Here is an 11,417-nt window from a genome sequence, read left to right as displayed (position 1 = left end):
ATAGTTAACATTTACCCCATATTACTCCATCCATTTTTTATAATATTTTGTAAGTAAATGAAATATTTTCTTACTTTTATTTTAAGTATGTTTTTTTAAAATGAAAAGCAATTCCTTTTTAACCATACTTTTCCTCCGATGATTTTACTTTAAAATGATTCTTTTTTCACTCATTATTTTTTCTTCCCAATAGATACAATGACCTGTTATCTTCTTTATAAATAGACCTACAACCTTATTGACAAAATTAATGAGTCTTTGTTACCCTTATACACGTTGTGAAAAATTTAAAAGTGAATGCTAAGGAAAGCAGCCGTTTTGATGAATAATCAATCAAATCAGGTTCTTTCCTTTTTATATTTTTACTAAGGTAGATACTTTGCTAAATAAAGTTTCGCTTTATACACCGTGTCCTCTTTGTCATAGGCGCACTTAGACCGAAAACAGACGGAAAGGAGTATAAAATGTTTACTCAGCTTACAGAAAAAAATCAGAATGCAGAAGAACTAAAAGAAACACTTGATGATCTAGAGTTTCAGCTATTTCGCATGCAGGATAATTTAAAAGAAATTGCTAAAAAGTATGAAGTTATTGGTGTCGATCAGCCTGAAGATAATCAGTTAGTTATTGTATCGGCACAAAATGACGGAAACGCATGTAAAATTATGCTAAATGAATGTACAAAAGCCTATAGAGGGGCTTGGGATTTTGCCATCGATGGCGTATATGAAGATAATCACACGATTTTTATTGGTGACATTAAAGGGCCCGCTAATAAGGGATATGGCTCTGTATGTATGAATTATTTAAAAGAAGTAGCGGTTGATCAAAATGTTCATGTCATTAAAGGCGATATCGCTGAGCGCGATTGGGATCATCTCGAAAGATTGATTCATTTTTATGAAAAACATAACTTTGAGGTGAATATTGATTATACGAATAAGTGCGGAGAAATTGAGTGGACTCCAGCTTAGCTTATCAATAAAAAAACGAACAGACGCTGTCTGTTCGTTTTTTTATTTGATATATGCTAAGCTTTTTTTAATGCTGCTAAGAGGACTTTCTATACAATGATCTTGTTCAACGATCCACCATTTTACGCCTGCTCTATGTCCTTCTTGCATTACAGCCTTTATATCTACTCCTCCGGTACCAAGAGGAGCAAAAAATTGTTCGCCGTCTGTTGTCATATCTTTTAAATGAATAAAAGGCGTACGATTTTGATAATGCTTCATCCACTCCACTGGATCTTCGCCTGCTTTAGTCAGCCAATAAATGTCCAACTCTACGTTTACCTCAGTTTCTTCTAAGATTGTTTGGAGAGCTGACTTTCCAGTTGACAATTTCTTTAGCTCAAAATCATGATGATGATAGCTAAACGACAGGCCTTCTTTTTTACAATAAGCATCAATGTAATTTAAAGAATCAATAAGTTCGAAATATCCTTTTTCAGTTTGTCGTTCAGGCATTAAATAAGGACAAACAATATGTGAATTTCCAACTTGCTGCTCAAAGTGAATCACCTGCTCTAAATTTGATTCTAATTGTTCAAGCGGCACGTGACTAGAAGCTGCCTTCAGCTGTAAATCCGTTAACCATGCTCTTACTTCTTGCGCTGTATATCCTTCGTACCCCGCAAACTCTACCCCTTGATACCCTAAAGCAGCTACTTTTTGAAGCGTTCCTTTAAAATCTTTTTTCGTTTCTTCACGCAGCGTATAAAGCTGAACTCCTACAGGTATTTCTCCCATTTTCTCTCCCCCTGTTCATTAAGAAAGTGATTGAACTATGGCTAAATCAACCCAATCTAAAGACGAACAAATTGAATAATTGAACTAGTATGAATTACTTATTACACAGCTGTTGATTTCCGTGCAAGACTTCGCTTTCCGCGGGCGGCCGGTGAGCCTCCTCGTCGCTTACGCTCCTTGCGGGGTCTCACCTGTTCCGCTTTTCCCGCAGGAGTCTTCGTCTTGCCCTCCAATCAACACCTAGAAGCAATTAACTACAATTAAATCTACGTTCATCCTAGAAAGGAAAAAATCCGAACGAATTTGATTCTCAATCAACAATAAGATTCGTTCGGATCCTCCTTTAACTAACATACTTTTTTTCAACATCTGCTGCTTTTTATTTTACTGCACTTCCAAGCATTCCGGAAATAAAATGACGCTGAAGTGCTAGGAAGAAGACAATGATTGGAATGGTTGCAATCGTTACTCCCATCATTACTTGACCGTAATCAATAATCGATAAGCCAATTAAGCTTGAAAGAGCAACTGGCAATGTAGCCATTTCGTTAGATGTAGTCGCAACTAAAGGCCACATAAAGTTATTCCACTGTGTCATAAATAAGAAAATAGCTGCTGCAGCCATAGCAGGCTTCATAGAAGGAAGCACAATAGTTAAAAAGATTCTCATCTCTCCAGCTCCGTCCAAACGAGCTGCTTCAATAAGTTCCGTTGGAAAAGCTAAAAAGTTCTGACGTAATAAAAAGATAGCAAACGGAAAGCACAGCTGCGGAACAATAAGTGCAAAATACGTATCAAGCAAATTAAAATTCGACATCAGCTGAAAAAGTGGAATGAGCGTTGCTTGATATGGAATCATCATAGACAATAAAAGCGTAGTGAAAATTGCGTTGCGGCCTTTGAATTCAAATTTAGATAACGCATATGCAGCTGTGGAGCAGACCATTAAAGCTACAATCACATACACGACTGAAACAAATACTGAGTTAAAAAAGACGCGCCCTAAATCAATTGAAGCATTTAAATTTTGTAGATTTGTCATAAATTGATCGCCAGGCTTCAGCGTTGGAGGGTTTGTAAACATTTTTCCTGATTCATTCGTAGCGCCGATAAACATCCAGTAAAAAGGAAAAATTGAGATAATCGTAAACAGCCCAAGCAAGCTGTATAGTCCTATTTTGCGCATGATGTGCCTTTTCTTTTTGACCTTAGGAACGGTAACTACTGCGGTTGCTTCTACTCTCTCTAATACACTCATGATTTATCACCCGTAAATTTAAATTGGAAGAACGTTAAAATACCAACTAATAATACAACAACGTACGCAATAGCTGAAGCATATCCAAAATCAAAATATTTAAAGCCATTTTGATAAATATATAAGCCTAGCGTCATCGTTGAATCAGCAGGGCCGCCTTTTGTTAAGTTAAAAGGTTCGTCAAACAATTGAAGCGTGCCAATTGTTGATAAAATAGTAGCAAACAAGATAACGGGTTTTAATTGTGGAACCGTTACGTGGAAAAACTTTTGAATACGATTTGCTCCGTCTAAATCAGCTGCTTCGTAAACTTCATGAGATAAACTTTGAAGAGCTGCTAGAAAAATAACCATGTTATAACCTGTCCATCTCCAAGTCATCGCAACGATGATTGAGACTTTAGCCCAAAATGGATCCCCCAGCCACCGAATGGCATCGATACCGAAAAACCCTAAAATAGTATTCATAATTCCTTCATCTTGAAGAATGATTGAAAACAAAATAGAGTAGGCAACTAGTGACGTTACTGCCGGCAAGAAAAATGAAACTCGGAAAAAACCTTTTAGTCTTAAAAGCTGACTGTTTAACGCGTTAGCTAGTACAAGCGCTAATAAAATCATAACGGGTACTTGAACGATTAAAATAATTCCCGTATTTCCAAGCGCTTTCCAGAAAATATCATCTCCTAGTAAGCGTGTATAGTTTGATAACCCGGTAAATACATACTTTCCGCCTTCCATACTCTGAAAGCTTAGAACAAACGATGAAAAAATAGGATAGATTGTAAACAGCGCGAACAGCAAAAGTGCTGGAGCAATAAATAAGTAAGGCAACGATTTATTTGTCTTCATGATGACCTCCTAGTACCGCAAGAAGAAGAGATAGAAGGCAATTTTCCATAAATCACCTTCTATGCTTCTTGATTATTTTTTAATTCGGTTTTCTAAGCGTTTTTGGGCTGCTTCAAGCGAGTCTGTAACGCCCTTACCATTTGTTACTTCTGACACAGCTTTGACTGCTTCACTGTTTGCAACTGAGTAATTGCCCGTAAAATTAACCGGCTTAATATCTTTCATTTCATCTGCGAATGTTTTCCAAATCGTCTGATTGTTAAAGTACTCATCTTGTGCAGTGAATAATTTTGAAGAGTATACGGTATTTAATGATGGGAATAATCCGCCCTTCATCGCTTCTTCTTGAATTTTATCCGTTGTTGAGAAATACTCCATAAATTTGTACGCTTCATCTGCTTTTTGACTAGTTGCTGAAATCACATAGTTGCTTCCACCTAAGTTAGAAGCACGGTTGCCTCCTTCTTCAAACGAAGGTAATAAAAACACTCCCCATTTTCCTTTTAAATCCGGAGCCTGCTGTGTAATAGAACCGGATAGCCAAGCACCAGATGGTGAACTTGCTACTTTACCTTCTGCTAAGGCACTGATTGAAGCATCCCAGCCCACTGTATTTTTAACAATGCCTGCTTCTTTTAACTTCTTATTTAACTCCATTGCTTTTTTCGCTTCTTTAGAAGTTAAATTTAGCTTTCCTTTGTTATTAAAATAGAACGTACCTTGCTGTGTCAGCGTCATTCGGAATAAGCCATCGTCATTATTAAAATCTAAACCTAGTAAATCAACGCCAACTTTTTCTTTAATTTTCTTACCAGCTGCAATGTAATCATCCCATGTTTTGATACTGTTTGGATCTACGCCTGCTTTTTCAAAGTAATCTGTGCGATAGAATACGCCTGTTGGACCTGCATCAAACGGGAAGCCGTACATATCTCCATTCTTTGATAAAAGGGCTCTCTTAAACTCAGGAAACTTATCTTCTTGCTTATCAAATCCTTTTTTAGATAGGTTTAAAAATGCTTTTGGAAATGCATCTAAATATCCTTGGAAACGATCGTCTTCTACTAATACAATATCAGGAAGGCCTTTTCCGCCAGCTTGCAATCCTGTTGTTAGTTTTGAATAAACATCTTCACGTCCCATATCCACTACTTTTAATTTAAACCCTGGATTCTCTTTTTGGTATTCTGCTGCTGCTTTCTTTAATACCGGTACGTTAATATTCCAAGCCCATGCAACAACTTCTTTTTCACCGCTACCACTTGTTTCATTAGCGGACTTTCCTCCGCATCCTGCAAGTACTAGGGTTAAAATGAGTGCAAAACTGATTAAACTAAACCAACGTTTCAATGAATACCCCTCCTATAATCTCGTCTCCTAGTGTGGCAAGTTTTTTTGTAGACGCTCATGACTCTTTCTCCAGAGAATTATTGAAAAATAATTCTGTATATTGAAAGCGTATACAATTTACTTAATCTAAATTATATGAATGAATACCTTTTTCCTCAATGGTAAATATAAAAGGCAAAAACCTTACATTTTTGCCTTTTTCTAAATTGATTTTGTTATTATGGTTTCTATTAACTTTTTCGTTCATGAAAAAAAGCGAATGTACTGTCGTTGTTGAAACAGAACACAATCGCTTATTTAAAAAAATCCAATGTATACTATTTTTTTGCTACATAAGTAACACTTTCTTGCTTATTTGGGACGTTCTAAGGAAAATAATTGCCCCAATTTACTATAGTTAGAACCCGCAAGCCGGCTGACTGGCTTCACACGTTCTGCAGAAACGCGATCGTTTTCTATCACTTTTTCACTAATATGAAACATCACAACTTCACCGATAAACAAATCTGAGCTGTATGCCTCATCCGTTCCTAATGGAACAATTTGGTGAAGCTTACATTCCATTCGAATGCTTGCTTCTTGAATTCCGGGAACCTGCACTTTTTTGCTGGGTGCTAGTGTTAACCCTGTTTCTTCGACTTCACTCACGGAAGAAGGATAAGAAGATGCCGCTTGATTCACTTGTTCCACTAAGCTTTCGTCTACAAGATGAACTACAAATTCTTTAGATGCACTAATATTTTTGGCCGTATCTTTCGTCATTTGACCTTCACTTCTCGAAACCGAAACGGCAATCAGCGGAGGCTCTGCCGCAACTACATTAAAAAAACTGAACGGCGCGGCATTCACTACACCGTCATCATTTTGACTTGTAATAAACGCAATTGGCCGAGGAATGACGACACCTGTTAGCAAATGATAATTGTCTTTTGCACTTTGTACCGCTGGATCCACTACTTTCATTTTACCCACTCCTTTTCTTCCATTTACTTTATTGTATGGTAACGAAAAGAGCATAGATTAGCTAGCAACTTGCTCACCAATACAATGAAAAGATCCGAACGATTACTCGTTCGGATCTTTCTTCAACTAAACTGCTTTTGTCTCAGTCTATTTCGTTAATTTAACACCGTAATTTTCACTGTACGACGTCCAAATGCTTTTGCAGCTGACTCGGAAGGTACTAATACGTCAATTCGATATCCTTTAATCGCACCGCCCGTATCACCTGCTGTTGCCACTCCGTATCCTTCTACGTATACTTTTGAACCTAATGGAATAACGGATGGATCTACCGCAATAATTTTATGAGTGCCTGAACTTACATTTTGTCCAGTGGCTGTTACACCGCTGCAGCCTGCACAATTAGCTGTATAAGCTGTTGCTTCTACATACATTTCTTTTCCAGAATGCTTTTGTGTGCTTTCTTCTTTTTTCGTTTCTTTTGCTTCTGAAGAAACGGCTGCTTTCTTCTCTGTAGCTGCAGCTGTTTTTACTTCTTGTTTTGGCTCTGTTTTTACTTCTTGTTTAGCTGTTGCTAGTTCAGCTTGACGCTTTGCTTCTGCATCAGCCTCAGCCTTTTCAGTCGCCTGCTGTTTTGCCACTTGCTCAGCTTGCTTTTGAGCTGCTTCTTTTTCTTTTGCAATCTTATCTTGAATGCCTGTTAGTTCAGACTGAAGATTTGCTTTTTCTGAAGAAGCTGCATCAATTTCATTTACGACCGTGCTGTATTTTTCTTGCATAGTTGTTAACGTTGCTGTTTGTTTCGCAACGTTTTTATCTAATTCAGCTTGTTTAGCTGCTAGGCTACCTTTTGCTGCTTCTAATACTTTTTCTTGCTTATCAATTTCTTTTTTATCTTTTTCAATTTGATCTAAGTCATTTTGATGCTGCTTTAAAATATCATTATCTGCTGACAATAACGTTGTGACAGCACCCATACGCGCGACAAAATCTCCAAAGTTATCAGCATTCATTAATGTATCAATAACAACGCTTGTTTTATCGTCTTGCTGTAAAGCAACTAATCGATTTTCAATAATATCTTTACGACTTAACACTTTTTCCTGAAGCAAAACGATTTCTTTTTTCTTTTTCTCAATCATTTTGTTCGCTTCTGAAATCTGCTTTTCAGTCGATGCTAACTCTTTTTTATTGCTAGAGATTACTGTATGTAATGAATTTAATTGTGATTGAATGTTTTGAACATCTGAATTGATAGACTGTTTCTCTTTCTCTTTTTGTTGAACAGCCTTTTCTGTTTCTTTAATTTTATTTTCAGTACTCTGGAGCGCTTCTTCATTCGATTGGGCGTGAGTCTCTGTGATGCCGGTCATGAAGAAAATTCCTGTGACTGCTGCAAGAGTCATACGCTTAAAAATTTTCATAAAGTAATAGTCCCCTTTCCTCATAGACATAGTTATACCATAAAAAACTATCTGTTTATGTTACAATACAGTTAAAAGTTTCCCATAATCTGTATAACCAAGAATCTCTTTCTGGGAATTCATCACCAAAATCCCTTGATAGAGAGGTTTACTGTTTATTAAAAAAGATATATTTTTGTCATAAACAGGGCATATTTGCTCTTTAAAAATAGAAATAAACGCTTATTATTACAGGTATATTACAAATTTTTCACAGAAAATTATGTGTTTCACCGTCTTTTTTCGGTGTTTTTTACTTTTTATTACATAAATTCCACCTACATAATTCCTACACTATTTATAAAGTTATGACTTTTTCACTTCTTTTTTACACTTTATATACATAAAAAGACGCCCATAAATCAAATGAGCGTCTTTTTTCTGCACACGTATAAAACCATTATTTGTCAGAGGTTACTAGTTTTAAAGGCACTGGAATTTGCTTATCTACCTTTTTGCCTTGAAGAACATTTTTAGCAGACTTTACGGCAAGTTTACCGATTAAAACAGGCTGCTGAGCTACAGTTGCTCCTAGCTTCCCTTCTTTTACCGCTTTAATTGCATCGTCGTTTCCATCAAACCCTACTACTAGCACATCTTTTCCTGAGCTGTTAATCGCTTGAATAGCTCCTAATGCCATTTCATCATTATGAGCAAATACGGCTTTGATACCAGGATTTCCTTGAAGAACATTCTCCATAACGTTTAAGCCTTTTGTACGGTCAAAATCAGCCGACTGTTTAGCCGTAATATCTAGCTTTTGATCCGCAACGTTGTGGAACCCTTTTCCTCGTTCACGAGTTGCTGAAGCTCCCGGCACGCCTTCAAGTTCTGCTACTTGAGCTTTTTCCCCTACTTTTTTCACAATGTAATCAGCAGCCATTTGACCACCTTTTACATTATCTGAAGCTACTAGGGTTTCTACTTTTCCTTTTTCTGCTGAACGATCTAGTGTAATAACTGGAATACCTACATTATTAGCCGATTGTACAGCTGTTGAAATAGCAGCTGAATCCGTTGGATTAATAAGCAGAATGTTAACACCTTGCTGCATTAAATCTTCTACATCGTTAATTTGTTTTGCTGAATCATTTTGAGCATCTACTACAACTACTTCCATGCCCAGTTTTTTTGCTTCTTTTTGTACCCCTTCTTTTAGCGAAACAAAAAACGGATTGTTTAATGTAGAAACGGATAAACCAATTTTAATATCTTTTAAATTTTTACTTTCAGATGGTTTCGCCCACTCCGGAGGCTGAAGTGAACAAGCCCCTAACAGTAATAATGAAAATGATAATAGCACGAGCCAAATTTTCTTCATGTTTTTCCCTCCTAAGCTGACTTTTTGCGATCAATTAATACCGCGATTAAAATAACAATTCCTTTTACGACCATTTGGTAAAAGGACGAAACGCCGAGTAAGTTTAAGCCGTTGTTTAACGTTCCGATAATCAGCGCACCAATTAACGTTCCAACAATGCGTCCACGTCCTCCAGAAAGGCTTGTTCCACCCAGTACTACTGCAGCGATAGCATCTAACTCGTAAGACGTACCTGCCGTTGGCTGAGCAGAGTTCAAACGAGAAGTCAAAATCGCTCCTGATAGCGCTGCCAATAATCCTGCTAGTGAGTAGATCATAACCTTAACTTTTGGTACTTTAATTCCTGAAATAAATGCTGCTTTTTCATTTCCCCCGATTGCATATGTTCTACGGCCAAACGGCGTTTTATGCAAAATCACCCATAGGACAGCAAATGCTAGTACCATCGTAATTGCCGGGACAGGAATACCTAGAAAATAGCCGCGGCCAAATAACTGGAAGTAATAGTTTTCGCCTAAGCCCGTAATCGGATTTCCATCTGTATAAACAAGCGTTAACCCTCTAAAAATTGTCATCGTCGCTAGCGTTGCAATAAACGGCGCCATTTTTCCTTTTGTAATAAGCAAGCCGTTAATCATACCCATTACAGCTCCTAACACACATCCTATTAAAATAGCTAAAATAGGATCTACACCTGACACAATCATACCTGCCATTAACGCACTTGATAAAGCAAGTATAGAGCCAACCGATAAATCAATTCCGCCTGTTAAAATGACAAACGTCATACCGAATGCAATTAAGGCATTAATGGCTACTTGACGCAGCAAGTTTAAAATATTTAAAGGTTCTAAAAAGCTTGGATTTAAAATCGATACAATGACAATAAGAATAAATAGACCTAGTAACGGACCTAGCTTTTGCATCACGTTATCAACGCGATTTTCTTTGATCGCTGTGTTTGCTTTCATTTTACTGACCTCCTGTTGCAAATGTCATAATTTTTTCTTGAGTTGCTTCTTCACTTGTCAGTTCACCTGTTATTTTTCCTTCATGCACAACCAAAATGCGATCGCTCATGCCGAGTACCTCTGGAAGCTCTGAAGACACCATGATAATAGCCACGCCTCTGTCTGTCAGTTCATTCATAAGCTGATAAATTTCACGCTTTGCCCCGACGTCAACTCCTCGAGTTGGTTCATCTAAAATCAGCACTTTTGGTCCAATGCCAATCCACTTGGCGATAACTACTTTTTGCTGATTTCCTCCCGATAAGTTACCCGCACTCGTCTCAGACGACTCGGTTTTGATCGTTAAACGTTTAATAAGTAAATCTACAAATTGCTGCTCGCTTTTTTGTTCAATAAAGCCTTTTGGCGAAAAGCTGAATAGACTTGGAAGCGCAATATTTTCTCGAATAGAAAAATCCAGGACGAGCCCTTCTGTTTTACGATCTTCTGTAATGAACCCGAGACCTAATTTAATGGCTTGGTCGGGCTTTGTGATACTGACCCGTTTGCCATTTAATATAATTTCGCCTTTTTCTAACGGATCAAGCCCAAAGATAGCGCGCATAATTTCGGTTCTGCCAGCTCCCATTAGCCCCGCAACACCGACAATTTCTCCTGATCGCACTGAAAAATGAACGTCTTGAAATACACCTTTTCTCTCCAAGCCTTTTGCTTCAAATACAACGTCTCCCTTAGGAGATGTCCTAGCAGGAAATCGATCCGTTAGCTCTCTTCCTACCATTTTGCGAACAACATCATCGAAGCTGGTTTCTGGAATCGGCTTTTTGTCTACCGTCTGTCCGTCACGCATGACCGTAATGGAATCACAAATAGCGAAAATCTCTTCCATACGATGTGAAATATAGACAATCGATACACCTTGTTTTCGCAGCGCATTAATTACGTCAAATAACTTTTGAATTTCTCTTTCAGTAAGCGCTGCGGTTGGCTCATCCATGATAATGACTTTTGCATTCGTCATCAGCGCTTTGGCTATCTCAATCATTTGCTGCTGTCCGACAGAACAAAGTCCCGCTTCTTGGTCAAGAGGAATGGTCACAGCTAATTTTTCAAACTGCTTCTTTGCTAACGCTTTCATTTCTTTTGTTTTTAAAAAACCTAAAGGCGTTTTTAATTCTTTGCCAATAAATAAGTTCTCAAGCACCGTCATTTCAGGCCAAACGTTCAGCTCTTGATGAATAAAGGTAACTCCGTTTTGTTCTGCTTCTTTTGGGTTTTGAAAATACGTCTCTTTGCCATCAATCAGAATCTGCCCTTCATCTTTTTTGTGAAGGCCGGTTAAAATATTCATCAGCGTAGATTTCCCCGCTCCATTTTCCCCCATTAGTGCGTGAACTTCACCTTCATGTAATTCAAAATCCACGCCCCTTAGTACACGGTTTGCTCCAAAGGCTTTATGAATCCCTCTCATTGCAATATGCATGCTGTT

The 11,417-nt window shown here is 37.7% G+C and carries 10 protein-coding genes; 1 reads left to right on the top strand and 9 read right to left on the bottom strand.

Features of this window, described 5'->3' with window-relative positions:
- The first annotated feature begins 464 nt into the window (after nt 1-464).
- On the top strand, nt 465-974 hold the full coding sequence (locus tag BG04_RS16135; RefSeq protein WP_016763212.1) for a GNAT family protein: 510 nt from the start codon (nt 465-467) through the stop codon (nt 972-974).
- A gap of 42 nt (nt 975-1,016) precedes the next feature.
- Here BG04_RS16135 and BG04_RS16130 read toward each other — a convergent pair whose 3' ends face one another.
- The 9 genes from BG04_RS16130 to BG04_RS16090 form a co-directional block, all read right to left on the bottom strand.
- Nucleotides 1,017-1,751 carry a sugar phosphate isomerase/epimerase family protein gene (locus BG04_RS16130; protein WP_034654039.1) on the bottom strand — a complete coding sequence of 245 codons (735 nt, stop codon included), beginning with the start codon at nt 1,749-1,751 and terminating at the stop codon, nt 1,017-1,019.
- Between the two features lie 379 nt (nt 1,752-2,130).
- Nucleotides 2,131-2,937, bottom strand: coding sequence for a carbohydrate ABC transporter permease (locus BG04_RS16125; protein ID WP_026106517.1), 807 nt, complete (start codon nt 2,935-2,937; stop codon nt 2,131-2,133).
- Between the two features lie 68 nt (nt 2,938-3,005).
- The gene (locus tag BG04_RS16120) at nt 3,006-3,860 is read right to left on the bottom strand and encodes a carbohydrate ABC transporter permease (RefSeq protein ID WP_034654040.1); all 855 of its coding nucleotides are present in this window, start codon (nt 3,858-3,860) and stop codon (nt 3,006-3,008) included.
- A gap of 72 nt (nt 3,861-3,932) precedes the next feature.
- A complete protein-coding gene (locus BG04_RS16115) occupies nt 3,933-5,210 on the bottom strand; it encodes an ABC transporter substrate-binding protein (protein WP_034654044.1) in 1,278 nt (425 codons plus the stop codon).
- A 351-nt stretch (nt 5,211-5,561) separates the two neighbouring features.
- Nucleotides 5,562-6,173, bottom strand: a complete 612-nt coding sequence (locus BG04_RS16110; RefSeq protein ID WP_034654047.1) for a flavin reductase family protein — start codon at nt 6,171-6,173, stop codon at nt 5,562-5,564.
- 155 nt (nt 6,174-6,328) lie between these two features.
- Nucleotides 6,329-7,597 (bottom strand): 3D domain-containing protein, encoded by a 1,269-nt coding sequence (locus BG04_RS16105; RefSeq protein ID WP_034654049.1) that lies wholly within the window; start codon nt 7,595-7,597, stop codon nt 6,329-6,331.
- Between the two features lie 439 nt (nt 7,598-8,036).
- Nucleotides 8,037-8,957 carry a ribose ABC transporter substrate-binding protein RbsB gene (gene rbsB, locus BG04_RS16100; RefSeq protein WP_013055634.1) on the bottom strand — a complete coding sequence of 307 codons (921 nt, stop codon included), beginning with the start codon at nt 8,955-8,957 and terminating at the stop codon, nt 8,037-8,039.
- Between the two features lie 11 nt (nt 8,958-8,968).
- On the bottom strand, nt 8,969-9,928 hold the full coding sequence (gene rbsC / locus BG04_RS16095) for a ribose ABC transporter permease RbsC (protein WP_025749709.1): 960 nt from the start codon (nt 9,926-9,928) through the stop codon (nt 8,969-8,971).
- Between the two features lies 1 nt (nt 9,929).
- On the bottom strand, nt 9,930-11,411 hold the full coding sequence (locus BG04_RS16090) for a sugar ABC transporter ATP-binding protein (RefSeq protein WP_013081941.1): 1,482 nt from the start codon (nt 11,409-11,411) through the stop codon (nt 9,930-9,932).
- Nucleotides 11,412-11,417: the final 6 nt, after the last annotated feature.

The organism is Priestia megaterium NBRC 15308 = ATCC 14581 (genome assembly GCF_000832985.1).
Taxonomy (GTDB): Bacteria; Bacillota; Bacilli; order Bacillales; family Bacillaceae_H; genus Priestia; species Priestia megaterium.
The sequence above is the reverse complement of the archived record's forward strand: the minus strand, read 5'-3'. Positions and strand labels throughout refer to the sequence as shown.

Coding starts and splice junctions, on each gene's coding strand:
- BG04_RS16090 (WP_013081941.1), bottom strand. CDS start 11,411: ATGCATATTGCAATGAGAGGGATTCATAAAGCCTTTGGAGCAAACCGT.
- BG04_RS16130 (WP_034654039.1), bottom strand. CDS start 1,751: ATGGGAGAAATACCTGTAGGAGTTCAGCTTTATACGCTGCGTGAAGAA.
- BG04_RS16105 (WP_034654049.1), bottom strand. CDS start 7,597: ATGAAAATTTTTAAGCGTATGACTCTTGCAGCAGTCACAGGAATTTTC.
- rbsB (WP_013055634.1), bottom strand. CDS start 8,957: ATGAAGAAAATTTGGCTCGTGCTATTATCATTTTCATTATTACTGTTA.
- BG04_RS16110 (WP_034654047.1), bottom strand. CDS start 6,173: ATGAAAGTAGTGGATCCAGCGGTACAAAGTGCAAAAGACAATTATCAT.
- BG04_RS16135 (WP_016763212.1), top strand. CDS start 465: ATGTTTACTCAGCTTACAGAAAAAAATCAGAATGCAGAAGAACTAAAA.
- rbsC (WP_025749709.1), bottom strand. CDS start 9,928: ATGAAAGCAAACACAGCGATCAAAGAAAATCGCGTTGATAACGTGATG.
- BG04_RS16120 (WP_034654040.1), bottom strand. CDS start 3,860: ATGAAGACAAATAAATCGTTGCCTTACTTATTTATTGCTCCAGCACTT.
- BG04_RS16125 (WP_026106517.1), bottom strand. CDS start 2,937: ATGCGCAAAATAGGACTATACAGCTTGCTTGGGCTGTTTACGATTATC.